Consider the following 24617-nt stretch of genomic DNA (forward strand, 5'->3'; position numbering starts at 1 on the left):
ATCAGCAACCTACTATTTCTTTCATAAGCAGAACGCCCCTACGGTAAAGTAGAGGCGTTCTTTTTCAATCAGGATCCGATTAACGTTTGCGGGAGCCCTTGCCTTGGCTCACTGACGTGTCGGTCTTTTTGGCCTCGCTCGGCGGTGGGCTCTCAACCGTGGTTGCCTTATTGACGGCCGTTTTTTTGACCGCAGGCTTGGCCGGACGTGCTTTATCAAACAACGCTTTTACCTGTACAAAACGTTCTGCCGCGTGTTCAGTAAGCTCACCGCTTGCTGCAAACACCTTCTCCAGGTTTTTAATATAGCCATCAATCGCACTGTTGGTTTCACCGGCCAGTAACTCAGGCAGCGTATTCAGTGCCCTTTCACGATCAAGTTTTAAAATAAAGAATTGCTCGCGCACCAACCGCTTGAATTCGCAAAGCTCGATGTCTGACTCAAGCTTCGTCCTTGTGGCACGTAACTGCTTGAAGTTGCGCTCATCGGTGGAGGGTGCTCCACCCAACACGTAGATTAATGAACGCATAATCGCTTCATGCGCGCCCCCTTGAGCAATGCGCTCACCTAACTCTTCCCGGCGCCGCGCCAGGAAGCGACGATGCTCAGGCTCAGCGCCCGGCCTCCTGCGGTGTACATGCGCATCACCATAAAGTCCGACAGCCGCCTGTAGCAGTGGCTGGCCATAGACATCCATAAACAGACGCTCTGTACTGCTATCACGCAGATCGCGCCAGGCATTCAAGGCGGCGACGATCTGGTCAGAATGCATCGTCTCTAGCGCTTTAAAGAGATTGTCTGGACCAATTTCCTGACGGTTCTTGCGGATTGCTTCCGCCATTACCGGCAGGGGGACAGATAAAGGATTGCGGTCTGACAGTAGCTTGTAGCCCAAGCGGATAGGATGCATACGCCGAATAAAGCGCGCTGCTTCTGGCGTCATTATGGCCTGCAACCAGGGCTGCACATACAAACGATACAAGCCCAAATTTATCTCGGAAATTCGGGCAACCGTCGCGAAACGCCGGTCATCGTCCGCATCATGCTGCACTTCACGATCCAGCTCTTCAAAGTTACGCGGCGTAAATTCCAATAAGTAGTCACGCTCGTACAGCGCGGCATCGCTACCCTCTGGCGCCTCGGTAACCGAGGTTTCATACAGCCCCGGTGGCAGCACATCGATGTAGTCCATATTGGCGGTAAACTCAGAGTGCTCTTTGCGGGATACGCTGCCGGATACGAAGATCCCCAAATGGCCGGTCGTATCATGCATGCAGTAGACGATGGTTTGGTCGTTGGCGATGATATCGTCGGTATCTTCGTATAAATCACGGATCCAGCCCAGCGCCTGAGGGGGCGGGGTAATGTCGTCACCACGCGAACAGAACACCACCACCGGTGAACGTAGATTACGCAGATCAATCCGCCGCCCATCACGGGTTACCAGTTGGGCCGTCGACAGCCGGTTACCGACAAATAAATTATCGACGATGTACTGGATTTCTTCGCCACCCAGAACCACGTGCCCGCCCCACCAGCGCTCAAAATCAAGATAACGCTCAGTTTCTGTGTCGATGTTAGCGTACAGGTGGTACTGCTTTTTCCAGTACGTATTGGCAGGATTCAAGCGCTCAAAGTTTTGCACCAACCAAGCGCCATCGAATAAGCCGTTACCCATATCACTGGTGAATGCGGTGATCCAGCTCCCCCCCGTCATGCCGCCGGTATAACGCATGGGCGCATTGCCATGCTCCCCCGCCCAGTAAGAGAGCGGCGCCCCCGCGATCAAGATAGGCCCAAAAACGTCCGGCTCAAGTGCGGCCGCCATCATCAACTGCCAGCCCGCTTGGCAATTGCCTACCACCATGGGCTTTTCGCTTATATCAGGATGCAGCTCAATCACATGGCGTAGAAAAGCAACTTCTGCCTCGACAACGTCCTCAACCGTTTGCCCCGGTTCAGGGAAAGGCAAGAAGCCAATAAAGTAGCAAGGGTGCCCTGCTTTTAACGCCACGCCTAACTCACTGTCAGGCTTAAAGCCACCAATACCAGGACCGTGCCCTGCACGCGGGTCAACCACCACGAACGGGCGCTTGCTGGGGTCAGTGACGGTATCTTCAGGGGGCAATACACGCAGCAATTCATAGTTGGTCGGCTGGGCAAGCGTGCGACCATCAAGCAGCACTTCGGTTTTAAACCCAAGCACACTCGGCTTGGTTTGTTCCATGTGCTCCAGATACTGGTTGCCACGCTCGCGCATTACATCCCAATAGAGCACGCTACGCTCAACGCTATCTCGCCAGTAATCGGCCGCGGCACGCCCAACCCCAAAGGGGTCCATGAAAGAGGACAGCGTCTCACTGCCCGGTAGCAGCGTGGAGGAATCGTTTGACTGCCCCCAAAAGGTACGTGTTAATGAGTTAGCGGTAAGCAAAGGGTTGGCGAGAAAATTCATAGAGTCTCCCTAGGGTGAATGCGCTGGCGATCAACCTAAAAACCATGATGCTGCGATGCAATATAGCTTAAGCCACTTCTCAACAGACGTCGATGGGTAACACCACTGATTTACCGCAAGCGCTGCAAACTAGCGACACGGCAGGCATAAACAGTGGTAGCATTTTTAGGCAGCGTTAGTCATTCGTAGCGCTCGCCGTCTTATTCGCCGCCGGAGGGCAATTCTCTTGAGGTTGTTATGTCATCCCCTAAGCTGCTCAATCGCCTAACGTTTCGTCAATTACAAGTCTTCCAGGCGGTATATCGCCAACGCTCTTACTCACGCGCAGCAGAACAGCTAGGGCTTACCCAACCCGCCGTCAGCGCTCAGATACGCCAACTGGAGCAGGCACTTGGCCAGCCGCTGTTTAAATATGCGGGAAAAACGCTGCATGTGCTGCCTGCCGCCGATACGCTGGCGCTATCAACAAGAGAAATCTTTAGTCAGCTCTCCCGGTTGCAGATGAACCTGTCAGACATCAATGGAAAAATTTCCGGGGAGCTCAACCTGGCCGCCGTGTCGTCAGCGCAGTATATCGTGCCGTATATACTGGCCCGCTTTCGCGCAAGCTATCCTGATATTCATGTGCGCTTAAAGGTGTGTAACCGCAGTCAGGCGCTTGAGCGCTTGGCCGAACAGCAGGATGACCTGGTGATTATGGCCATGGTGCCCGAGGATGATCGCTTAGTCGTGACGCCCATCATCGATAATGAGTTGATAGCAGTAGTATGGCCTGACCACCCTTTACTCGCCATGCTGACGCCTACTCTGGCTGATTTTTCCCGCCACTATGTGTTAATGCGCGAACCAGGCTCCGGCGTGCGCAATGCCTTTGAACAGCTTGCTGCGTATCAAAAAGTCGCGCTGCCGCACCGTATTGAGCTCGGTACTAACGAAGCCATCAAACAAGGGGTTATGGCGCATTTAGGCGTGGCCGTGCTGCCACGGCTTGCCGTACAGCTAGAGCTTGAGCAGGGTCTTTTGTTTGAACTGCCGCTACCGGACTTTCCCATCCGACGCGCATGGTGCACGGTTTATCGCCTTGAGCGCTTTCCCACACCTGTGGCTGAGCTTTTCATGCGGTTTATTCACGAGCATGTCACTGAGTATCAAGACTACTTTGCAGCATCTCCTAGCCCCTTACCAAGCCACGGTGTTGCCTGTTTGCCCATGCCTGTAAGCTAAGTTGACGGTGTCTTGTTAATCACCAGATATGTTACATTACACCTACTACCTATGTATTAATTAGTAATCTGTTAATTGGCAACGTATTAATCGGCATGATTGGGGGGCAAGCGCTTACGTTTCTATGATAAGCCTTGCCTGCCGCACAGTAGAGAGGCTCTATTCCTATGAGCAACAACCCCACACAGCGTGTACCCAGCGGCCAGAAATTCCGTAATGAACACGGCACAACGGCGATCAAGGATGGCATGAAGGTGCGCAGCGCGCAGGCTGAAGCCCCGTCTCTTGAACGCAAGCCCAAATGGCTGCGCGCTCAAATTCCCGGTGGCGAGCGCTTTGAAGCCGTTAAGCGCAATGTCTCTGAGCATCGTCTAAGTACCGTCTGTGCTGAATCACACTGCCCTAACATGGGCGAGTGTTGGAGCAATGGAACTGCCACCATCATGCTGATGGGGTCTGTGTGTACCCGCGCATGCCGTTTCTGCGCCGTTGATACGGGCAACCCCAAAGGCTGGCTGGACCACGAAGAGCCCGAAAACACCGCCAAGTCCGTCGAATTAATGGGGCTTCGCTATATCGTCCTAACATCGGTTGATCGCGATGATCTGGACGATGGCGGTGCAAGCCATTACGCAAGCTGTATCCGTGCTATTAAAGCGCGCACACCAGACGTGGTCGTTGAAGCGCTGACGCCTGACTTCGATGGTGAACACGCAGCCATTGAGAGCGTTGTGGATTCGGGCCTGGAAGTATTTGCGCAAAATGTCGAAACCGTTGAACGCCTGACCAGCCGGGTTCGCGACCCCCGTGCAGGCTATCGCAAAACACTCGACGTTTTGGCCTACGCGAAACAGCATCGCCCCGATGTCATTACCAAAACCAGTATTATGCTGGGTCTTGGCGAAACCGATGAGGAGATCCTGCAAACATTTGATGATCTTCGTGAAATTGGTGTCGATATTGTGACACTCGGCCAGTACCTGCGCCCCACGAAAAACCACTTGCCGGTTGAGCGCTGGGTAAGCCCTGAAGAGTTTGATCGCTACCGTGTGCTAGGGCTTGAAAAAGGCTTTATGGAAGTGCCTTCTGGCCCGCTGGTTCGTTCAAGCTATCGCGCTGACCGAGTGTTCGAAAAGAACAACCTCGGGCTGGCCTCACCGGCAGCGATCCCAGGCCAGGAGTCTGACCCTAATATTATTCCCGCCCTAAATGTAGGCTGAAACAGAATTAAGCACGGGCTTGATCAGAGTAAGTTTAAAACAAGAAGCCGCCGCGAATATTAACTATCGCGGCGGCTTCTTTTTATGTACTACCATTGTCTGCTCTATAGAAACCACTGCGATTAGCCGATAGTCACCAGCTCTCTGTTTAGCTTTAGTGCCAGCGCAGATGCCAGTTGTTGGCCTACGTAATGCTCATTAGGCAAAGAAACAAGATCAGCCAAGCGAGTGACCGCCATACCTGCGTAGCCACAGGGATTGATGCGCTGAAAAGCAGAAAGGTCTCCATCCACATTCAACGCGACGCCGTGGTAACTGGCTCCCCGCCGAATTCGCAAACCCAACGACGCTATTTTGGCCTCGCCCATCGGGCTTTTGACATACACACCCGGTGCATCTGGGCGTGCATGTGCACTGACGCCATAGTCGGCTAACACCGTAATGACTGCATTTTCCAGTGCAGACACCAGGTCACGCACGCCTATTTTACTGCGCCGAACATCCAATAACGGATACAGCACTATCTGCCCAGGGCCATGATACGTTACTTGCCCACCACGGTCGGTTTGCACCACCGGTATGTCGCCTGGCATCAGTAGATGTTCAGGTTTGCCTGCCTGTCCTTGGGTGAAGACAGCGTCATGCTCTACCAGCCAGAACTGATCCGGTGTCTCACTGTCACGAGAGTCCGTCAAGGCGCGCATTTCTTCCCAAACGGGCAGATACGGCCTGCGACCCAAGCAGTGCAGCTCAACAGGTGCAGAACGACTCACTCACACCACCATATGAACACGGCCAGTGGCTTTTAGCTCTTCAAACAGCTGGCTAATTTGCTGCTCGCTGGTCGCATTAATCGTGATGCGAACGGATTGAAAACGACCGTTTCGACTATCCACCACTTGCAGCGTCGATTCATCAAAATCCGGTGCGTGACGCACCACGATTTGACAAACACAAGCCGTAAAATCCTCAGCAGCATCACCCACTATTTTTAAAGAGTAGTCACAAGGAAAAGTGATCTTGGGGGTTTCTTCTGCCACCGGCTCGCGCAGGTCTCGAAATCCCTTTTTCGTATCCTTAGTCATAACGCGCCTTTTATTGAAGGTAAAAAAGGCCCAGGACGCACCTGAGCCGAATCACTTAGTCAGTGAAGTTCGCAATTAAACCGCTGAAGAAGCGCTGAACCTGATCAAAAAGGCGTTTAAACAGCCCGCCCTCTTCCACATTTTCAAGCGCTACCAACTGGCGCTCACCAACCATCTCTTCACCCAAGTAGACCTCTAGCGTGCCCACATCATCACCTACCGCAATAGGTGCTTGTAAATCAGAGTGTAGATTAAGACGAGCACGCAGCTCTTCATTACGGTTACGCGGAAGGGTCATAAACACTTCTTCATCCACCCCCGCACGCAATTCGTTAATGTCACCACCCCAAACACGCGGCGTTGCAAGCACAGCACCACGCTCGTAGAGGTTCATGGTTTCGTAGAAACGAAAACCATAGCTTAAAAGCTTCTGAGTTTCCTGTGCGCGCGCTTCATCCGAATTGGTGCCCATCACAACCGAAATAAGCCGCATGCCATCGCGCTCAGCTGACGACACCAGGCAGTAGCCCGCAGCATCTGTCCAACCCGTTTTCAAACCATCTACTGACGGGTCACGCCACAACAGGCGGTTACGGTTGGGCTGATCAATTCCACCATAGGAAAAGTGGCGCTGCGAGTAGATCGCATAGTGCTCAGGGTAATCATTGATGATATGACGTGAAAGCCGCGCCAGGTCATGCGCTGTTGAGTAGTGATTATCAGAAGGAAGACCGGTTGCATTTTCAAAGTGGGTATTTTCCATTCCCAGTCGAGCCGCATGCTGGTTCATTAAGTCAGCAAAAGGAGCCTCCCCACCAGCCAAGTGCTCTGCCATGGCCACGCTGGCATCGTTACCTGACACAATAATAATGCCGTGCAGCAACTCCTCGACGGGAACCTGGTTGCCCACTTCAATAAACATTTTTGAGCCACCAGTCCGCCAGGCGTTTTCACTGACATTGACCAGATCATCCAACGTGATGGTATCGCGATCCAACTCACGCTCGACAAGGTAGGCGGTCATGAGTTTGGTCAAGCTTGCTGGCGCCAAGCGTTCGTCTGAGTTGTGTTCGACTAGAATTCGCCCACTATTGGCATCCATTAAAATCCAGGAACTAGCAGCAAGCTGCGGAGCGGCTGGAATAATCGTTTGCGGCTGAGGTATGACTTGAGCCGCAGCCGGCAACGCAACAGCCGTCATGGCCGCAAACAAACATAATTGGGCAGAGCGGCGAATCGACACGAATACATTCATCACTAACATCTCACTTGCAAGAAAGTGGCGCTAAGCACCAAAGAATATAAAAAATGAATTATCTCACGATAAAAACTTGAGGAAACCCCGCTTGGCGAAGTGCTTCCCGAGCCTGGGTCTCTTGAGCCGGTGTTACTGGCCCCACCTGCACACGATGCACATTAGCCTCATTCATTACACGAACGCTGTGAGGCAATTCGTCTGTCAATCGCTGGCTAAGCTTACGAGCGCTATCAGCGCTTTCCAGCGCAGCAATCTGAAGGTAATAGCCGCCTGAAACATCACCCTCAGCGGGGTTATTAGAGGCCACAGACGGAGCTGCTTGAGGTACAGATGCGGCTGGCGCGGGCTCGGCAACGGGCGCACCCGCATTCGGCGCAGTACTCGCGGGCGCTCCGCCGCGCTCAGCTAGCCAACGGTCAGGCTCAATGGCCTCGACTTTTACTCGTCCTGTTCCATTATCCAATATATCCAACCGGGCGGCGGCTGCGTAAGAAAGATCTATTTCTCTATCGCTATGAAAGGGACCACGGTCGTTAACACGGACAATCACCGACTGCCCGCTGTCCAGGCTGGTAACGCGTGCAAAGGTGGGCAACGGTAGCGAGCGATGCGCCGCCGACATTTTATACATGTCGTAAATCTCGCCATTTGAGGTCGCATAGCCATGAAATTTTTCGCCGTACCACGAGGCCAAACCTTGCTTGGCATAGCCAGAAGCGTCCGGCATTACATGGTACTTTTCACCCCATACTTCATAGGTTGAGCGGTTGCCCCCCGCAGAACGCGGTTCATTACGTGGTACAGCATCCGGCACGGTGGATACATCCGGCGGCGCAACAGGATACGCATCCCCATGCATGGCATAGCGCCCACCTCCACTGGCAGTAGTACTTGCGGCGGGTGCAGCGTCAGGTTGAGTTTGAGTTGGCGTAGCAACGCGCTGAGCTTCACGATTCGCGCAGCCGCTTACCACTATTATCAAGGCGATCATACTGCCTACTTGCCAGGTCCTTGATTGCAACATGCTCATCCTTGTTCCTCAGCCCGCTGTTGAATGGCCTCAGCTAACTCTGTCACTGCCATGGCGTATAAATGACTGTGGTTATAGCGTGTAATAACATAAAAGTTGTTTTCACCCAGCCGATAGCGTAGCTGTCCATCATCCATCTCAAACACCAAGGGCATCACAAGCAAAGTATCGTTAAGCGCTTCTTGCGGTTCAATCCCTTGCTTGGCTGTCTCAGCCACACTCATGGTCGGCGAAGACGTTTGGTTAAACGTCAGCGCCTGGGGCAACACTTCCGGTCCCGTTGCTTCATGATAAATGGCACCATCACGCCGCCAGCCATGCTCAGCAAAATAATTCGCGACGCTACCGATGGCATCCACTGGGTTTTCCCATAAATCACGAATGCCGTCATCGTCAAAATCAACGGCATAGGCCTGGTAACTAGTGGGAATAAATTGAGGATACCCCATTGCGCCTGCATACGAGCCATAAAGTTCAGCCGGATCGACCTTTTGCTCATGGGCGATCTGCAAAAAAGCAGCTAGCTCACCACGGAAAAAATCCCCTCGACTGGGATGATAAAACGCCAGCGTAGCCAGTGAGTCCAGCACGCGATGGCGCCCTTTATGGCGGCCATAGTACGTCTCTACGCCAATAATGGCGGTAATAACATTACCCGGCACGCCATAAACATCTTCCGCACGTGCCAGGGTCTCAGCGTGCGCTTGCATAAAGGCAGCGCCCTCTTCGATACGCTGCTCCGTTAGAAATATATCGCGGTACTCGTGCCACTTTAAGCGGCGCTCTGCCGCGCCTTCCATGGCATCCAGCACCGCTTGAGAATATGTGGCTTGAGAGAAAGCCTCACGTAACCACGCTTCCGGTATGCCTTGGGCGATTAACTCATCTACCAATACCTGGGTGCGTTCATTATGTTGCAGGTCCACCCCTTCCGCCGAATGCTCCTCAGCGAATACGGCAGGCATCGAACACGCTATTAGCGCGGCAACAAGACAACTGCCAGCTTTATTTCGGGCCCTTTTTATCAACTCACCACTCCTTTGAAAACACACCGTCCTGACTGAAATACTAACGTGGCAATAGCCGACGATGGGCATGAATAGACATGAGAATACCGAACCCTGCCAACAAGGTCACGCTAGAGGTGCCGCCATAACTCACCAAGGGCAGCGGCACGCCTACCACGGGTAAAATACCGCTAACCATCCCCACGTTGACAAACACATAAATGAAAAAGGTGAGAATGATACTACCGGCAAAAAGACGTCCAAACGTATCCTGTGAAGAAGCCGCCAACCAAATACCGCGACCTACGATCATCAAGTAAAGCGCCAATAAAACCAGCATCCCGATAAGCCCAAACTCTTCACCCAATACGGCAATAATAAAATCAGTATGCCGCTCAGGCAGAAATTCAAGCTGCGACTGCGTGCCCCCCAGCCACCCCTTTCCCCATAGCCCTCCACTACCAATGGCCGTGGTTGACTGAATAATATTCCAACCCGAGCCTAGTGGGTCGCTTTCTGGATCAAGAAAGGTTAATACCCGCTGACGTTGGTAAGTGTGCATGTTCATCCACAAAAGCGGCACGCACGCAGCCAACAATCCACCAACAAATCCAATCAAGCGCCATGAAAGACCCGCGAGCAAAACCACGATGACAGCCGCACTGGCCACCAGTAACGATGTACCCAGGTCCGGCTGAATAGCGGTCAATACAACCGGCACACCAATGATCACCGCGCACACCACAATATCCTTTAATCGCGGTGGAAGCTGGCAACGATTCAAATAGGCAGCCACCATTAACGGAACCGCTAGCTTCATCATCTCTGAGGGCTGAAATCGGATAACGCCTGGGATCTCAAGCCAGCGCTTAGCCCCCATGCCAATATCACCGGCAATTTCCACTGCCAATAACATGATAACCCCTGCGCCATAGGCAAAGGGCGCCCAGCGTAAAAACGTGGTCGGTGACAGCTGCGCCAATAATGCCATCACTGCCAGCGCAACGCCAAACCGCATCGCCTGAGCGATTACCGACTCAATACGCTGGCCAGACGCACTATATAAAACCAGTAGGCCACCCACCATTAAGACCAATAAAAGGCCTAACAACCAAGGGTCAATATGGATGCGTTCCCAAATACTTTTACGTCGCGCGATACCGCTATCGGGCGGTCGAACGGGATAACGGCGCAATGGGCGGGTAAGCGTCTGCCAGGGCATAGGTCAGTTCCCCTCCACTTGAGCGGTATCTTCTTCCAACACGTCGCGTACATCATCTGCGTCAGGCGCTTCATCTTTTAAAAGCCATGCATCGGTCATGGCGCGCGCCAAATGCGCTGCATGGGTACTGCCGCCGCCCGCATTTTCAACGATAACCGACACGGCAATTTGGGGGGAATCAACCGGCGCAAACGCTACAAACAAGGCGTGATCTCTCAGGCGTTCCTCAAGCTCATCGGCGTTATAGCGCTGGTCCTGGCCCAAAGAAAACACCTGAGCCGTTCCCGATTTGCCGCCCATTCGATACTCAAGGCCAACGCCAGTCCGCCGTGCAGTGCCTTCGCTACCGCTGAGCACTTTCTCCATACCGCTAAATACCCGGTCCCACCAGGCATCATTTTCCAGCTGAATATCGTCCAGCGTGTCGGGTAAATCTTCACGAAGCAGCGTATCGCCCACCTGGAGAGCTAAGCGGGGTTTTACCCAGTGGCCCCGGTTGGCAAGCGTTGCCGTTGCGCTTGCCAGCTGCAACGGCGTTACTTGCCAGTAACCTTGACCAATACCTACTGACAAGGTTTCGCCGGGATACCACGGCTGGTTAAAACGCTCCCGTTTCCATTCGCGAGACGGCATCAGCCCAGTGCTTTCACCCTGAACATCGTAGGCGACTCGTCGCCCGAATCCGAACCCATTCATCCGTTCATGCAGATTATCGATACCTAAATCATGGGCCAATGTGTAGTAGTAAGTATTATTAGAGACTGCTAATGAACGCTCTAAATCCACACGACCGTGCCCCCAGCGCAACCAGTTCCGGTAACGTCGGGAGTCATTAGGCAGTTGATAATAGCCTGGGTCGCTAATCGTGCTGTCTGGGGTAATAACCCCCCCAGCCAGTCCCGCGAGGGCTAAAAAGGGTTTAATGGTCGAGCCAGGTGGATAGTGACCACGAATAGAGCGGTTAAAAAGAGGTAAGTCCAGGTCATTCTGCAAGCCGCGATAGGAGGCAACATCGATCCCGGTCACAAACTGGTTGCTGTCAAACCCAGGCGTCGACACCATGGCCAGAATCTCGCCCGTTGCAGGCGCAATAGCGACGATCGACCCACGCCGCCCATCCATTAACTCGTAGGCAAGCGTTTGTAGCGACTTATCAATTGTCAGCGTTATGTTCTTCCCAGGCACTGGGTCGGTGCGGCCCAGCTCTCTTAATACTCGACCTCGGGCGTTGGTTTCGACTTTACGCAGACCTGCTTCGCCATGAAGCTCCTCTTCATAGAAGCGTTCAATGCCGGTTTTACCAATAAAGTGGGTGCCGGCATAACGGCCGGCATCCAAATTTTGCAGCTCATCAACATTAATACGCCCTACATAGCCCAGCGTATGGGCCATAACGTTTGAATCGGGATAGTAACGTAGCAGTTGGGCTTCGACTTCAACGCCTGGCAGGCGGTGGCGATTAATCGCGAGCCGAGCAATTTGGGCTTCACTCAGATCGCTCATTAAGAGCGCAGGTTGGAAAGGACGCTGTCGCTGGCGTGAACGTACGTTAAAGGCCTCGATATCTTCTTCTGGCAGTTCCAGCAACTCCACTAACAGGGCCAGCGTTGCATCAAGGTCATCAACACGCTCACGCACCAGCGTCAGGTTATAAGTAGGCCGGTTTTCAGCTAACAGCACACCATTTCGGTCATAAATCAAACCTCGATTAGGTGGCAGCGGCTCAACACGCACACGGTTTTTTTCTGACCGCGTGGTGTAAATTTCATGTTGAACAATTTGTAAGTAGCCTAAACGCCCTACCAGCAGACCGGTAAGCGTTATAACGACCAGAACGGCAAGAAGTGTTCTGACACGAAAAATGCGCAACTCTTGCTCAGAATTTTTTAGCGTGTCACGGCGCTGGGGCATGGCAACAGATGACTCTCAAATCAGACGATTGACGCAACACAGCCAACAAATACCACCACCTTTTGAGCCGTTAACGGTGGTAGGGGTGACCAACTAATAGCGTCCAGGCACGATAAAGCTGCTCGGCCAGCATGATACGAACTAACGGGTGCGGCAACGTTAACGGTGACAATGACCACGCTTTATCGGCTATCGCAGAGAGGGAAGGTTCAAGACCATCAGGCCCACCGACCAGCAATACAATATCGCGGCCCTCCATACGCCAGCTATCCGCTTCCTGGGCCAGTTGTTCGGTTGTCCAGGGTTTGCCTTTTACTTCCAGCGCAACCAGATACTCATCACCCCGCAGTTTATCGCGAATGCGTTGAGCCTCTTGAGCACGCGCTTTGGCAATATCTGCATTTTTACCGCGCTGGCCAAGCGGGATTTCTTCTATTTCAAGGCTGAAATCCCGAGGGAGCCGTTTACGGTAGGTTTCAATGCCCTCTTCAACCCAAGCAGGCATTTTCGTACCTACCGCCAACAGCCTTATTTTCATGACATCGTGGCTCGCTCTTCAAAAAGCGTGCGTGCCTCATCCGTCATGCTTGCATCGCTAGGCAGGTCTGCCCAGAGGCGTTCAAGGTCATAAAGTGTACGGGCTTCCGGCATCATGATATGAACAACAATGTCACCCAGATCGACCAATACCCAATCCGCATTATCACCGCCTTCAACACCGCGCGGCGCAAGACCGGCTGCCTTGGCTTTTTCTACGACGTTTTGCGCAAGTGCCGCAACATGCCGGGTAGACGTACCACTAGCAATCAACATAAGGTCGGTAACCTCAGTTAAGCTGGAAACGTCCAGTTGAGTGATATCGCGTGCCTTAAGGTCTTCTAACGCATCAAGCGCTAGGCTTTTCAGTGTATCGATGTGCATGACTCCTGCAGATAACCTCGTATGGTGTTCTGGTATTCAGCTAGCAAAGCGGGCCATTGTAACGGCTTCTTGCGTGACTACCAGCGCTATTCAACGTCCTGGTAAAAGCCTTTATGTAAAATGGCCTCTTCAACCGCTTCCGGGAGCAAATAACGAACGCTTTTTCCCTCACGAAGCCGCTGACGAATATAGGTCGCTGAAATTGCCATCATCGAAGGGAGCGACAGCAGTAAAACGCCACCACTGGGGCGCTGCATCAGCGAGTCCACGCCTTCGACTTCACGTTGCCCTACCAGTTCCCTTAATTCATCAGACCAGGGTGTTTGATAGCCAGGTCTGGCCATCACTACCAAGTGAGCGAGAGAAAACAACGTGTCAACCTGCTGCCACTGAGGAAGGCGTAAAAAGGCATCAAACCCAATCACCATGACTAAACGTGCCTGTTCACCATATTCAGCCCTCAGTTCAGCAAGCGTATCAACGCTGTAGGATGGCCCTTCGCGGCGCAGCTCACGGTTATCCGCGTAAAGCCCAGGCGTAGTGCCAATCCCGGCTTGTAACAACGCCATTCGTTGCTCTGCCGACACTTGTGGTGCACCACGTAAAGGTGGTTTTGGCGCCGGTATCATATGCAACTGGTCAAGGCCCAATGCTTCTCGCACTTCCAAAGCACTGCGCAAATGGCCATGGTGAATAGGGTCAAATGTCCCTCCCAGCATGCCTGCTTTTATGGGTACTGAATTCATATCGACCTACCACTCATAGCGCTGCAAAACTCATAGCGTACACGCCTTATTGGCGAACCTGGCCATCGCCGAATACAACGTATTTACGCGTGGTAAGGCCTTCCAAGCCCACCGGCCCTCGCGCATGCAGCTTATCGGTCGAAATGCCAATTTCAGCACCTAACCCATACTCGAACCCATCGGCAAAGCGGGTTGAGGCATTCACAATCACAGAGCTTGAGTCCACCTCGGCCATAAAACGGCGCGCCAGAGAGTAGTCCTGGGTCACAATAGCGTCGGTATGGTGCGAGCCATAGCGCTCAATATGCGCAATCGCCTCTTCCACGCCATCCACTATTTTGATCGCTAATACCGGAGCAAGATATTCGGCGTACCAATCTTCCTCGGATGCCGCCAAGGCCTGAGGAAGCAGCGCTTGAGTGCGTTCACAGCCTCGTAGCTCAACCTCATGTCCTGCGTAAGCCCGCGCCAGCTCTGGCAACAGCAAATCAGCCACCGGCGCATCAACCAGAAGTGTTTCCATGGTATTGCAGGTGCCGTAACGGTGCGTTTTAGCATTGACCGCGATAGCCAAGGCTTTAGCTGGATCCGCCGTGGTATCAATATAGACGTGACAAACACCATCAAGGTGCTTGATAACGGGCACTTTAGCGTCACGCGAGATTCGCTCAATCAGCGATTTCCCACCACGCGGGATAATGACATCCACGTAATCAGGCATGCTGATCAAGGCGCCGACGGCGGCACGGTCGGTCGTCGCCACCACCTGAACGCAGTTAGCAGGCAGTCCCACATCCACCAGTCCTTGCGTAATGCATTCGCCAATGGTTTGATTGGACGCGCTCGCCTCTGACCCGCCGCGTAAAATGCAGGCATTGCCCGATTTTAAGCACAAACTGGCCGCTTCAAGCGTTACATTGGGGCGTGATTCGTAAATGATGCCAATGACCCCCAAAGGCACGCGCATTTTGCCTACCTGGATGCCGCTGGGACGGTAACTCATATCGTCTATCTCACCCACCGGGTCAGGCAAGGCGGCCACTTGACGCAGCCCTTCAATCATCGCATCAAAACGGGCGTCATCAAGCGCCAAGCGGTCAAGTAACGCACTATCCAGACCATTTTCCTTACCGCGCTGCATATCCTGAGCGTTGGCGTCTAAAATACGCGCGCGAGCCGTCATCAGCTGCTGCGCTATTGACTCAAGGGCACGATTTTTGATGCCGGTATCAGCACGACGTAGCTCACTTGCGGCTGAACGCGCTGCCTTTCCAAGCGCCTGCATGTATGCGGGAACATCACCGGCGGTGAGTTGCTGTTGAGCCTCATCTTGTAAGGGCGTTGAAACGCTCATGCTGTCTCCCTTTATCATCATGCACGCCGCCATCATTTTATCTGGTCAGGCGCGTCGTAATTGTGTCCAGTAGTAGGCAATATATTACGCTACTTAAACGTTATAATGAGCATTTTAAGTTTCACACTTGGTCCTGTCACCGCTGATTAGACGACGGGGAACGTACATGGAGTTCGTGAAGGTGAATAGTAAGCCACCATGCAAAGCAAATACAAAATTCACTTGCTTAGAGCCAATTTACTCGCCGCAGCGGCTGCACTAGCGTTCTGGACGTTGGGCGCACAGCCCATGGCCATCCTGCTACTTTGGCTATCCGTCAGCTGGCTTTGCATTACGGCGCTGCTTCTGGACTTTAGTCATCGTCACTCCAGAGGGCTGCCCTGGCAAGTGCTGCCGGGCTTATTACTGCTGGGATTAATTGCCAGCGCACCAGAGCAGCATGATATGTTGATCTGGGCGTGGGCGGCCATATTCATGCTACCCCAGGCGCGCTGGATTCTTGTACTTAATGCCATGGCCGCACTACTTAGCGGCGTCTTAATAGCGCCACAATTATCCTTTCCAGCCGGGGGGCTAATACTACTGTTATTGGGCATACTGCGCTTGCTGGCGGTTTCTAGCGCACGCCAATTGGTTGATATGAATGGGGCTATCGGCCAGCGTTTGCGGCTTATCCCAAAGGTTAATCTTTGGGCTGGCGAACAGTTGCTGCGCGATCTTCCTCGTGAGCAAACCCGCTCTGAGCGCGAGGCTATCTACGCAGAGCTGTTTATATTGCAGGTTAAGCGGCGCCAGCTTTGGCCCACCGCAAAAAAGCTTTGTGAGCTAACCTACTCCTTTGAGAACACCTATCGCCTGAATAGCACAACGCTTGCCGCCTTGATGCTTTCTCGCTCGCCACAAGAAGCCACACGCCGTCGCAAGCAGCTCCAAGCAGCACTTCCTGAAAATGTGGTGAGCCATCATGAGCCGCTAATGGATATTGAGTCTTCAACCTTAACGCTTGAACACCTCTGCAATACCCCCAAGACGCTGGGTTCCTCATGAACAGCTATCCGTTCTCCAAGCGGCTAATGATCATCACTTACAGTACCAGCCTGGTAGTAATGATGGGGTACGCGTTATGGCTCTATAAAATGGGCAGCTACCGGAGCTTATGGGTACCCGCGTTTGTTACCCTGGTGCTATTAGCGGCCCTACTGATGCATTTAGGGCAGGGATTAAAGGGATACATATCTCAAATACTGCTGGTAGGCAGCACCTACCTCACGGTATTAAGTACGCTTTCTATCTCTAACGCATCAGCCATCTGGCTTGGCCTACCCATCACCTCTGCTTTTATACTCTTACCCCTTTGGCTTGCCTTGGTGCTGACGGGGGTGCTTGGCCCCCTTGTCTGGTTGTTTATCTCTCACCCGACACCTGAGCCACCCTTCTATCTCGGCTATGTTATTTTGCTTTTACTGCTGGCCCTCCCTCGATGGGAGCATGCTCGCCGCCGCGCATTACTACAGGCCACTGACCCTTATGATAGCCACTGTCGCGCCTACAACTACGAAACGTTAAAGGAGCGCTTAAACAACGAATTTCAGCGTGCTGCCATGCTTAACAAGCGCTTGGCAGTACTGGTCATTCACCTGCCACAGCTGGATATGGCCGAAGAGCAGTTCGGCTCTCGAGCTAAAATCGCGCTACTTGATACACTGTGTAGCGAAGTGATAGGTCGCTGCCGTGATCATGACATATTGGGGCGCGCTGGCGAGGCCACCTTCTGGCTGGTGCTGCCCGACACCAGCGAAAGCGGTGCGCTGCTGGTTCGTGAGCGGCTACAGCATGCACTTTCCCAGTGTGTATTGGTTGAAACCGGTCATCTTGAAGCCCGCATTGCAGCTTGTTTGCCTCATAAAGAGAGCTTCGAGCGCTATATACAACGCCTGCACGCCCGTGCTCATGCGCTGGCAAACGGATGACAGCGTATCGCTCTTTCAGGAGTCCCTCGTGTCTTTAGTCGAAACCTTTCAACAGCTCTCGCTCTCTCCTTTCATGCTTCTTCTGCTGATGCTGCTCATTTCGCTTGCAGAATCGTTAGCATTAGTGGGCCTGTTGGTGCCCGGCGTGGTGCTGATTACGGCAGTGGCCTCCCTGGCGGGGCATGAGTCTATCGGGCTAGTGTGGTTAGTAATGGCCGCCTTTTTAGGCGCGGTGATCGGCGACGGCATTAGTTTCAGGCTTGGTTATCGCCACCATGCACAAATCACTCAACGCTGGCCACTTTCCCTACATCCAGAATGGCTAGGCAGAGGCTCCCGATTTTTTGATCGTTATGGTCTTTACTCGGTCTTTATTGGCCGATTTGTTGGCCCGGTAAGACCCGTCATTCCGCTCATAGCGGGCATGATGCGGATGCCACCCCGTAATTTTTTATGGGCAAATATCACATCTGCCGCACTGTGGGCACCTGCCTATGTACTGCCAGGCTATTTGCTCGGACGAACATGGCAAGAACACCTTGATTTACCCCCGGGCATCGAAACTGCGTTGATCATAATAGCCGCCAGCGTGGTGGTACTCGCGGTAGTGTTCTCCTGGGGGCGAGCACAGGTGGGCCGTCATGGACGCCTCTACCTTGCTACCGCCCGTTTAGCACGTCGTATTCCGTTTATGCGCCGCCCCTGGCTTGTCATGAGCCAATCTGGCGAAGTTCCTCTCGCTTCGCTGCTGCTATTTATTATTGCCTTAACCTGCCTTTCGGGTTGGACACTGCTGGTTGTGCATCACAATGGTCCATTGACGCTCGACCTCTATATCCAACGGCTCTTTAGCTGGCTGCAAAGCGACACCCTTATCGCTATTGGTGCCGTATTTGCCAAGATTGGCGACAAGTTGGGCATTGCCGTCCTGTTGCTGCCGTGGGCACTATGGATGATTTTTTATAGAAGATGGGATGCCTTGCTGCATTGGGGAGCGGCGGTGGGAGGCGTAGCGCTTCTTAACACGCTGGGTAAAGCCATTTTCGGGCGTGCTCGGCCTGATACCCCCGATTACCTGACCGGCTCGCTCTCTTATCCGAGTGCCCATACGTCAACCTCGGTTGTCGTGTTGGGCTTGGCCGCCGCGTTTATTGCCTCGGAGCTACCTCTCCAAAAACGTATCTGGATCTATTGGGTGGCGATTGCTTTGGCGGTGCCAATGGCACTGTCACGGCTCGTTATTGGCGTGCACTGGTTTAGTGACCTGGTCGGCGGCGCTCTGCTTGGGCTGATGATCTGTGCGCTGGTTCGTTTAAGCTGGCAGCGCTATCCTCGAAAGCCATTAACGCCCTGCCCTTGGCTGCTATTGGGGTCGGCCTCGCTGGTATTAATCAGCCTTCGCGTGGTTTTCTTCCCACCGGTTTAAGCGGCCTAGCCTAGCGCCAGCCATAATCCAACGCCCATCATTAACGTGCCGGCAATGCGGTTAAGTAAACGAACATTGCCGCTTTTTCCCAGCGTTTTACGCAGCGTTTTACCGCCGACGGCATACACCAACAGGCTGGCAAACTCGATCAACAAAATAACCACAATCAGCAGAACCAGTTGGCTACCCAGCGGGCGGCTGCTATCCAAAAAGGGGGGCAGCAGTACCATAAAAAACGCCCACCCCTTCGGGTTAGCCACAGCGGTGACAAACCCTTGCATGGCAAGTGTTAGCCGCCCGGCGGCAGGCCCCGCATTTAGTTCACTGGGTATCGCCATACGCCCACGAGAGCGCCACATCATAATGCCCAAATAGGCCAAATAAGCGCCGCCCACCCACTTGAACACAGTGAAGAGTTCAGGCTGACGGAGCATTAAGGCGGCTACCCCGGCGCCTGCTGCTGCGGCGACCAGCCCTACGCCAACCAGCTCTCCCATCATCATCCACAGCGTACGTTTTACGCCTTGGGTCATGCCCAGCACCATGGCAAGCGTCATGCACATACCCGGCGTTAGTGACACAAATAAAAACGTGGGTACAAATATAGAGAGCGTGGCCCAGTTCATTGCTTATCCTTAGACATGTTATCGGCTTCATCCTCGCCCCAGCGAGGCATCAAGGTATGCTGAATGCCCAACTGATTAAGAATGCGTGCCACAATAAAATCAATGAGATCATCAATGGATTGCGGGCGGTGATAAAATCCGGGGGCGGCAGGTAAAATGACAACCCCCATGCGGCTTAGCCCCAGCATATGTTCCAAATGGATAGGCGAAAATGGACTCTCTCGGGGCACTAGCACTAACGTTCGGCGCTCTTTAATCGCGACATCGGCCGCCCGCTCAATCAGGTTGTTACTTGCCCCAGTGGCAATAGCCGAGAGCGTTCCCGTCGAGCATGGGCACACCACCATAGCCGAGGCCGCTCCAGACCCGGAGGCAACAGGCGCCATCCAATCTTCTCGCCCAAAGCAGCGGATTTGGCCAGCCGCGGCGCCGCTACGCTCTCTCAATGCAGCAGCCAGCCGTTCTGGCTGAGCAGGCAGGCTAATCTCGGTTTCCGTGGCAATCACCATGTGTGACGCTTTGGAGATCATGACCCACACTTCATGGCCTGCCTCTACCAATACGTCTATCAGCCGCAAGCCATACTGCGCCCCAGAAGCGCCCGTTAATGCCACGGTGATCGGCTTTTTGAACAGGGAATCTGTACTCACGTGTTCAATTCCTTGGCCGTTAAGGCATTTAGCAGACGTTCATGTACGCCCTCAAAGCCACCGTTGGACATCACCACAATCCGATCCAGTGGTTCGGCATGGCGAACAACCGCCTCTACCAGTGTTTCAATCTGCTGATAAAGATGGGCTTTAGCACCTTGCTCAGCTACCAGCGCCTCCATCGACCAATCAATACCGGCAGGTTGATACCAATACACCTGATCCGCATCAGCGATGCTGTCGTTGAGTCGATCGCGTAGCGCACCTAACCGCATGGTATTGGAACGTGGCTCAATGACCGCCAGCAAGCGCCCTTTGGTCGTTGTGGCACGCAAGCCTTGCAAGGTCGCCGCAATCGCCGTGGGGTGATGGGCAAAGTCGTCAATAACTTGAACGCCCCCCACTTCTCCACGCACTTCCTGGCGCCGTCGTGGCGTTTCGAAACGCGCTAGTGCTGCGCATGCCCGGGCTAAATCAACTCCGCACTCGTGGGCAGCCGCCAACGCTGCCAAAGCATTTCGCGCGTTGTGAACGCCGCTTAACAACCACTCGACGACGCTATCCTCTTCGCCCCGGTCTGTGCGGTGAATCACCTGAAAACGGCTGGCATCAGGGCGCTCAAGGTAGAGCTGCCACGCACTTTGGGACTGCTCACCAAAGTGCTTAATGGGTGTCCAGGCTCCCATCGCTATGACTCGCTCTAGCGCTGGCTGTTCATCGGCTACCAACAGGCACCCTTGGCTGGGTACGGTGCGCACAAGATGGTGGAACTGGCGTTCAATAGCAGCTAAATCCGGGAAGATATCCGCATGATCAAACTCTAGATTATTGAGCACAGCAATATCGGGGCGATAGTGTACAAACTTGGAGCGTTTATCAAAAAAGGCCGTATCGTACTCATCTGCTTCAACAATAAAAGGCCCCTGAGGATCACCCAGCCGCGCGGAAACACCAAAGTTACGCGGTACACCGCCAATTAAAAAGCCCGGTACTTGGCCTGCGCTCTCCAATAGCCAGGCCAGTAAACTGGCGGTGGTGGTTTTACCATGGGTACCGGCGATAGCAATTACTCGCCGTCCTGGTAACACATGCTCAGCAAGCCACTGCGCTCCTGAGGTATACGGCAAACCGCTGTTAAGGAGCGCCTCTACTTCAGGATTTCCGCGTGACAGCGCATTCCCCACTACCACCAAGTCAATCGAAGCACCAAGGTGCTCTGCTCGATAACCTTCCATTAACGTAATGCCTGCTTCAGCAAGCTGAGTACTCATCGGAGGATAGACGTTTGCATCTGACCCGCTAACCTGATGGCCCTGCTCGCGCGCGAGTAGCGCAAGACTACCCATAAAGGTGCCGCAGATACCGATAATATGAAGATGCATGGTTTCTGTCCCTGAACAACGTAATAAACACAGCTTAAAATAGCTGAAAAGACTAGCATGCTCGGCTTGTTTACTCACCCAGAAGCAAGGGTTTAAGCACACGTGGTGGTTAGAAAATGCCCCAATATACGTATAGCGAGCGTAGCCAAGTGACAAATGCGTTCGATTATTGCAGGATGCGCGCACGCTTGTTTAAAGCCCACCTGTTGGCGCGTAGCATCGCTGTTTACAATGACGTACTTTTTCTAAGAACGCTGACCCATGCCCCAGGGTTAGCGATGGAGTTTATTATGCGTGTATTAATTCGCTATTTTTTCCGTGGTGTTCGTTTGGTGCTGGCACCGGTCATGCTTATCAGTGAAAAACTCTCAACGCCTAACGCGATTGAGCGTGCCCCCGCCGATCAAGCGCGCGTCGACCAGGCTTGCCAACGCCTGGCCCTTTATCAATTCCGTACCTGCCCTTTCTGCATTAAGGTGCGTAAAGAAATTGCCCGCTTAGGACTAACCATTGAGCTGCGCGATGTTCAGCATGACCCCGCACATAAGCAGGACCTCCTTGAAGGCGGCGGCAAAACCAAAGTGCCTTGCTTAAAGATTCACCATGAAGATGGTCGCGAAGAGTGGCTGTATGAGTCTGATGATATTAATGCATGGCTGCATCAGCAATTTGGGGCCTAGAGTTCTGCTTATTAGAACTGTGCTTGTTAGAACCGTGCTCGATAGGCATTAACGTCAAACTGCACATCGATGTCGATTCCCTCAGCCCGGCTGGGCGCGTCGTCCAGTGCAGTTTGCAACGCCAATACGCCTTCGACACGTCCAGCAATATGAATGTGGCTGCCTTGCTGCTCAAGCTGCGTCAACGTGACGGTAACACTGCCTCCTTCAGAGGTGTAAAGCGGCGGTACGGTGGTGCTACCGATCAGTTGTACCACGTGGGCATCGATAAGCTGGTTGTCTTCAACCGCCAGGCTAATAGACAACCCTTCGTAGGCGTCCCTTTGGTCAGGCTCGACAAACCCTGTGATAGTGATTTGGCGTTGATCGCCAACCTCTACAAAAGAAGCATTGGAGTCACGGCCCTGGCTCAGCACAAACCACTCCCGCGGCTCGCCGTCCAGCATGCCGTCAATAGTGTCAGACTGTGCGGTTAATGGAAGCCAACCGATTAACACCAGAATGATCCATTGATTCCATTTCATCATTTTCAGCCTGCCTTCCAGCGGGTCACTAATGGCTTTCGTGGGCTGATACCAAACGCCCGTTTATTTTTCATCTACGACTTTAGACTAGCTTGCACTCCACTATTCACTGCTACAAGCCCAATCATTCAATAGTTGAATAGGGTCTATCACTATTTCGATTGTATGACGCATTCAACACTCTCTATGTTAATAGGATAGCTTACAAGCTGACCGTGTCTGCTTTGCTGTCTCGCCAATAGCGTTTAGACGGTAATGTGAACAATAAAATTATCAATAAGACGGGAACGATTATGGCGCTCAAAAAAAAGATACTGGCCACTATTATCGGTGCAACTGTTGCGGGTAGCGCAGTGCTCCCTTTAACAGCAAACGCTGAAACGTTGCGCATTGGCTACTCCGCCGATCCGGAAACGCTTGATATTCACGAACAACTTTCCGGCGGTATGCTGCGTTTCTCCCACTTGGCGTTTGACCCTCTCGTCCGCTGGACCAAGGATTTTCAGTTTGAGCCCCGCTTGGCAACTGAATGGGTACAAACAGACGATACGCATATGCGCATGACGCTTCGTGAAGGCGTTAAGTTTCATTCGGGTAACGAGCTGACGGCTGAAGACGTGGTATGGACGATTGAGCGCTTAAAAGAGAGCCCTGACTACCGCGCCATTTTTGAGCCCATTGCTACCGCCGAAGCGGTTGATGACTACACGGTGGAAATCACGACGACGACCCCCTATCCGCTGTTGCTCAACCTGGCGACCTACATTTTTCCCATGGATAGCCAGTTCTATACTGGTGAAACCGAAAATGGCGTCGATAAAGCGGAGATCGTAAAAGCAGGCAACTCGTTTGCTTCACGCAATGTTTCCGGTACCGGCCCGTTCGTTCTTACTGACCGTCGCCAAGGCGTACGTGTCGATTTTGAGCGCTTTGAAGATTATTGGGATACTGAAAGCGAAGGCAATGTCTCAAGCATTGTACTCACGCCGATTGCGGAAAACGCCGCGCGCGTAGCAGCCTTGCTCTCGGGCGGCGTCGACTTTATTGACGCTGTGCCGCCGAATGATCTGGAGCGCGTTCGTGAAGCAAGTGATGTTGAGCTTTTCGAAGTACCGGGCACGCGTATTATCGGCTTCCAGCTTAACGAAGAACAAGTTGAAGCCTTCAAAGACGTGCGCGTTCGTCAAGCCGTTGACCTTGCCATCAATCAGGAAGGCATCGCTGATCGCTTAATGCGTGGCTTTGCGACACCTGCTGGGCAGTTTTCACCGGAAGGCTACTCCGGTCACAACCCGGATCTGGTACCACGCTATGACCTGACCCGCGCTCAAGAGCTAATGGCGGAAGCGGGTTATGAAGATGGCTTTAGCGTTGACATGATTGCGCCCAACAATCGCTACGTCAACGACGCACAAATTGCCCAAGCGGTAGCGAACATGCTATCGCGTATCAATATCAACGTTAACCTGCGCACCATGCCGCTTGCCCAGTACTGGCCAGAATATGATACCCGTCAATCGGATATCGCCATGCTTGGCTGGCATTCGGATACTGAAGATACTGCCAACTTCTTCCAGTACCTCACCTTCTGTATTGATGAAGAGAGCGGTGCGGGCCAATACAACTATGGCAATTACTGCAATGAAGAGATCGACGCGCTGGTCACTGAAGCCGACAGCGTAACCGATCTTGAGCGGCGCAATGAAATGCTGCGTGAAGCAGAAGCCATGCTGTATGAAGATGTTGGTTTTATCACGCTGCATTGGCAGAACCTTGCGTATGCCGCTGCCGAAGGCGTTGAGATTGAACCTGTCGTTAACGCCATCGACTTCCCCTACTTGGGCGATCTCGTTATTAACCGCTAAGTTTGACTAACGGTTTGTAAATTGCCTGCACGGATGCTTCGTTCTCCAGCCAACTGGAGGG

The 24617-nt window shown here is 53.1% G+C and carries 23 protein-coding genes; 7 read left to right on the forward strand and 16 right to left on the reverse strand.

Annotated elements, in window-relative coordinates:
* Nucleotides 1-79: 79 nt before the first annotated feature.
* Nucleotides 80-2455 carry a DUF3141 domain-containing protein gene (locus tag ACT3RQ_RS08245; protein ID WP_444680277.1) on the reverse strand — a complete coding sequence of 792 codons (2376 nt, stop codon included), beginning with the start codon at nt 2453-2455 and terminating at the stop codon, nt 80-82.
* Between the two features lie 237 nt (nt 2456-2692).
* Between ACT3RQ_RS08245 and ACT3RQ_RS08250 the strand changes: the two genes are divergently transcribed.
* Together ACT3RQ_RS08250 and lipA are read left to right on the forward strand one after the other, a co-directional pair.
* Complete coding sequence (locus ACT3RQ_RS08250) at nt 2693-3679, forward strand: LysR family transcriptional regulator (RefSeq protein ID WP_193053129.1); 987 nt, start codon at nt 2693-2695, stop codon at nt 3677-3679.
* Between the two features lie 167 nt (nt 3680-3846).
* Nucleotides 3847-4899, forward strand: a complete 1053-nt coding sequence (gene lipA / locus ACT3RQ_RS08255) for a lipoyl synthase (protein ID WP_444680278.1) — start codon at nt 3847-3849, stop codon at nt 4897-4899.
* A 122-nt stretch (nt 4900-5021) separates the two neighbouring features.
* On the opposite strand, the gene lipB is transcribed toward lipA, so the two are convergent.
* The 11 genes from lipB to ACT3RQ_RS08310 form a co-directional block, all read right to left on the reverse strand.
* The gene (gene lipB / locus ACT3RQ_RS08260; RefSeq protein WP_441679471.1) at nt 5022-5672 is read right to left on the reverse strand and encodes a lipoyl(octanoyl) transferase LipB; all 651 of its coding nucleotides are present in this window, start codon (nt 5670-5672) and stop codon (nt 5022-5024) included.
* Complete coding sequence (locus ACT3RQ_RS08265; RefSeq protein WP_193053132.1) at nt 5673-5984, reverse strand: HP0495 family protein; 312 nt, start codon at nt 5982-5984, stop codon at nt 5673-5675.
* A 55-nt stretch (nt 5985-6039) separates the two neighbouring features.
* Nucleotides 6040-7239 (reverse strand): D-alanyl-D-alanine carboxypeptidase family protein, encoded by a 1200-nt coding sequence (locus ACT3RQ_RS08270; protein ID WP_444640304.1) that lies wholly within the window; start codon nt 7237-7239, stop codon nt 6040-6042.
* A gap of 58 nt (nt 7240-7297) precedes the next feature.
* A complete protein-coding gene (locus ACT3RQ_RS08275; RefSeq protein WP_444680279.1) occupies nt 7298-8272 on the reverse strand; it encodes a septal ring lytic transglycosylase RlpA family protein in 975 nt (324 codons plus the stop codon).
* Nucleotides 8269-9237 (reverse strand): lytic murein transglycosylase B, encoded by a 969-nt coding sequence (mltB, locus tag ACT3RQ_RS08280; protein WP_444680280.1) that lies wholly within the window; start codon nt 9235-9237, stop codon nt 8269-8271. Before mltB ends, ACT3RQ_RS08275 begins: the two co-directional genes overlap by 4 nt.
* Nucleotides 9238-9340: 103 nt before the next feature.
* Complete coding sequence (gene rodA, locus ACT3RQ_RS08285; protein WP_441679475.1) at nt 9341-10501, reverse strand: rod shape-determining protein RodA; 1161 nt, start codon at nt 10499-10501, stop codon at nt 9341-9343.
* A gap of 3 nt (nt 10502-10504) precedes the next feature.
* The gene (mrdA, locus tag ACT3RQ_RS08290) at nt 10505-12412 is read right to left on the reverse strand and encodes a penicillin-binding protein 2 (RefSeq protein ID WP_193053136.1); all 1908 of its coding nucleotides are present in this window, start codon (nt 12410-12412) and stop codon (nt 10505-10507) included.
* Nucleotides 12413-12482: 70 nt separating this feature from the next.
* The gene (rlmH, locus tag ACT3RQ_RS08295) at nt 12483-12950 is read right to left on the reverse strand and encodes a 23S rRNA (pseudouridine(1915)-N(3))-methyltransferase RlmH (RefSeq protein ID WP_172118366.1); all 468 of its coding nucleotides are present in this window, start codon (nt 12948-12950) and stop codon (nt 12483-12485) included.
* On the reverse strand, nt 12947-13333 hold the full coding sequence (gene rsfS, locus ACT3RQ_RS08300) for a ribosome silencing factor (RefSeq protein WP_172118365.1): 387 nt from the start codon (nt 13331-13333) through the stop codon (nt 12947-12949). Before rsfS ends, rlmH begins: the two co-directional genes overlap by 4 nt.
* Nucleotides 13334-13419: 86 nt before the next feature.
* Nucleotides 13420-14079, reverse strand: a complete 660-nt coding sequence (nadD, locus tag ACT3RQ_RS08305) for a nicotinate-nucleotide adenylyltransferase (RefSeq protein WP_441679478.1) — start codon at nt 14077-14079, stop codon at nt 13420-13422.
* 46 nt (nt 14080-14125) lie between these two features.
* Nucleotides 14126-15433, reverse strand: coding sequence for a glutamate-5-semialdehyde dehydrogenase (locus ACT3RQ_RS08310; protein WP_193053140.1), 1308 nt, complete (start codon nt 15431-15433; stop codon nt 14126-14128).
* Nucleotides 15434-15631: 198 nt separating this feature from the next.
* On the opposite strand from ACT3RQ_RS08310, the gene ACT3RQ_RS08315 reads away from it, so the two are divergent.
* Genes ACT3RQ_RS08315 through ACT3RQ_RS08325 form a run of 3 tightly spaced genes read left to right on the forward strand, consistent with a single transcriptional unit; the run spans nt 15632 to nt 18829 of the window.
* Nucleotides 15632-16480: a hypothetical protein gene (locus tag ACT3RQ_RS08315; RefSeq protein WP_444640285.1), complete on the forward strand. Its 849-nt coding sequence runs from the start codon at nt 15632-15634 to the stop codon at nt 16478-16480.
* Nucleotides 16477-17403: a diguanylate cyclase domain-containing protein gene (locus ACT3RQ_RS08320; RefSeq protein ID WP_444640286.1), complete on the forward strand. Its 927-nt coding sequence runs from the start codon at nt 16477-16479 to the stop codon at nt 17401-17403. Before ACT3RQ_RS08315 ends, ACT3RQ_RS08320 begins: the two co-directional genes overlap by 4 nt.
* A 28-nt stretch (nt 17404-17431) precedes the next feature.
* Complete coding sequence (locus tag ACT3RQ_RS08325; RefSeq protein ID WP_444680281.1) at nt 17432-18829, forward strand: bifunctional DedA family/phosphatase PAP2 family protein; 1398 nt, start codon at nt 17432-17434, stop codon at nt 18827-18829.
* Between the two features lie 5 nt (nt 18830-18834).
* On the opposite strand, the gene ACT3RQ_RS08330 is transcribed toward ACT3RQ_RS08325, so the two are convergent.
* From ACT3RQ_RS08330 to mpl, 3 genes are read right to left on the reverse strand one after another with little or no spacing between them, the layout of a single operon-like run.
* Complete coding sequence (locus ACT3RQ_RS08330) at nt 18835-19455, reverse strand: LysE family translocator (protein WP_172118359.1); 621 nt, start codon at nt 19453-19455, stop codon at nt 18835-18837.
* Nucleotides 19452-20105 (reverse strand): flavin prenyltransferase UbiX, encoded by a 654-nt coding sequence (locus ACT3RQ_RS08335; RefSeq protein WP_444680282.1) that lies wholly within the window; start codon nt 20103-20105, stop codon nt 19452-19454. The genes ACT3RQ_RS08330 and ACT3RQ_RS08335 overlap by 4 nt, the downstream gene beginning before the upstream one ends.
* Nucleotides 20102-21487 carry a UDP-N-acetylmuramate:L-alanyl-gamma-D-glutamyl-meso-diaminopimelate ligase gene (gene mpl / locus ACT3RQ_RS08340; RefSeq protein ID WP_444680283.1) on the reverse strand — a complete coding sequence of 462 codons (1386 nt, stop codon included), beginning with the start codon at nt 21485-21487 and terminating at the stop codon, nt 20102-20104. The genes ACT3RQ_RS08335 and mpl overlap by 4 nt, the downstream gene beginning before the upstream one ends.
* 290 nt (nt 21488-21777) lie before the next feature.
* On the opposite strand from mpl, the gene ACT3RQ_RS08345 reads away from it, so the two are divergent.
* Entirely contained in the window at nt 21778-22167 is a 390-nt protein-coding gene (locus ACT3RQ_RS08345; RefSeq protein ID WP_193053180.1) for a glutaredoxin family protein, read from the forward strand.
* Nucleotides 22168-22193: 26 nt separating this feature from the next.
* Here the strand turns inward: ACT3RQ_RS08345 and ACT3RQ_RS08350 are convergent, their stop codons facing one another.
* Entirely contained in the window at nt 22194-22694 is a 501-nt protein-coding gene (locus ACT3RQ_RS08350; protein WP_444640290.1) for a hypothetical protein, read from the reverse strand.
* A gap of 290 nt (nt 22695-22984) precedes the next feature.
* On the opposite strand from ACT3RQ_RS08350, the gene ACT3RQ_RS08355 reads away from it, so the two are divergent.
* Nucleotides 22985-24556, forward strand: coding sequence for an ABC transporter substrate-binding protein (locus ACT3RQ_RS08355; RefSeq protein ID WP_441679828.1), 1572 nt, complete (start codon nt 22985-22987; stop codon nt 24554-24556).
* The last annotated feature ends 61 nt before the right edge of the window (nt 24557-24617 follow it).

It is taken from the genome of Halomonas sp. AOP43-D1-4 (assembly GCF_052446175.1).
In the GTDB taxonomy this organism is placed as follows: domain Bacteria; phylum Pseudomonadota; class Gammaproteobacteria; order Pseudomonadales; family Halomonadaceae; genus Vreelandella; species Vreelandella citrativorans.

Excerpts from the sequence above, each read along its gene's own strand:
- ACT3RQ_RS08345 (WP_193053180.1), top strand. The coding sequence starts at position 21,778 with ATGCGTGTATTAATTCGCTATTTTTTCCGTGGTGTTCGTTTGGTGCTG.
- ACT3RQ_RS08250 (WP_193053129.1), top strand. The coding sequence starts at position 2,693 with ATGTCATCCCCTAAGCTGCTCAATCGCCTAACGTTTCGTCAATTACAA.
- ACT3RQ_RS08330 (WP_172118359.1), bottom strand. The coding sequence starts at position 19,455 with ATGAACTGGGCCACGCTCTCTATATTTGTACCCACGTTTTTATTTGTG.
- rsfS (WP_172118365.1), bottom strand. The coding sequence starts at position 13,333 with ATGCACATCGATACACTGAAAAGCCTAGCGCTTGATGCGTTAGAAGAC.
- ACT3RQ_RS08245 (WP_444680277.1), bottom strand. The coding sequence starts at position 2,455 with ATGAATTTTCTCGCCAACCCTTTGCTTACCGCTAACTCATTAACACGT.
- mrdA (WP_193053136.1), bottom strand. The coding sequence starts at position 12,412 with ATGCCCCAGCGCCGTGACACGCTAAAAAATTCTGAGCAAGAGTTGCGC.
- ACT3RQ_RS08350 (WP_444640290.1), bottom strand. The coding sequence starts at position 22,694 with ATGATGAAATGGAATCAATGGATCATTCTGGTGTTAATCGGTTGGCTT.
- rodA (WP_441679475.1), bottom strand. The coding sequence starts at position 10,501 with ATGCCCTGGCAGACGCTTACCCGCCCATTGCGCCGTTATCCCGTTCGA.
- ACT3RQ_RS08315 (WP_444640285.1), top strand. The coding sequence starts at position 15,632 with ATGCAAAGCAAATACAAAATTCACTTGCTTAGAGCCAATTTACTCGCC.
- mltB (WP_444680280.1), bottom strand. The coding sequence starts at position 9,237 with ATGCCTGCCGTATTCGCTGAGGAGCATTCGGCGGAAGGGGTGGACCTG.
- ACT3RQ_RS08265 (WP_193053132.1), bottom strand. The coding sequence starts at position 5,984 with ATGACTAAGGATACGAAAAAGGGATTTCGAGACCTGCGCGAGCCGGTG.
- ACT3RQ_RS08275 (WP_444680279.1), bottom strand. The coding sequence starts at position 8,272 with ATGAGCATGTTGCAATCAAGGACCTGGCAAGTAGGCAGTATGATCGCC.
- mpl (WP_444680283.1), bottom strand. The coding sequence starts at position 21,487 with ATGCATCTTCATATTATCGGTATCTGCGGCACCTTTATGGGTAGTCTT.
- ACT3RQ_RS08310 (WP_193053140.1), bottom strand. The coding sequence starts at position 15,433 with ATGAGCGTTTCAACGCCCTTACAAGATGAGGCTCAACAGCAACTCACC.
- nadD (WP_441679478.1), bottom strand. The coding sequence starts at position 14,079 with ATGAATTCAGTACCCATAAAAGCAGGCATGCTGGGAGGGACATTTGAC.
- rlmH (WP_172118366.1), bottom strand. The coding sequence starts at position 12,950 with ATGAAAATAAGGCTGTTGGCGGTAGGTACGAAAATGCCTGCTTGGGTT.
- ACT3RQ_RS08355 (WP_441679828.1), top strand. The coding sequence starts at position 22,985 with ATGGCGCTCAAAAAAAAGATACTGGCCACTATTATCGGTGCAACTGTT.
- ACT3RQ_RS08270 (WP_444640304.1), bottom strand. The coding sequence starts at position 7,239 with ATGAATGTATTCGTGTCGATTCGCCGCTCTGCCCAATTATGTTTGTTT.
- ACT3RQ_RS08320 (WP_444640286.1), top strand. The coding sequence starts at position 16,477 with ATGAACAGCTATCCGTTCTCCAAGCGGCTAATGATCATCACTTACAGT.
- lipA (WP_444680278.1), top strand. The coding sequence starts at position 3,847 with ATGAGCAACAACCCCACACAGCGTGTACCCAGCGGCCAGAAATTCCGT.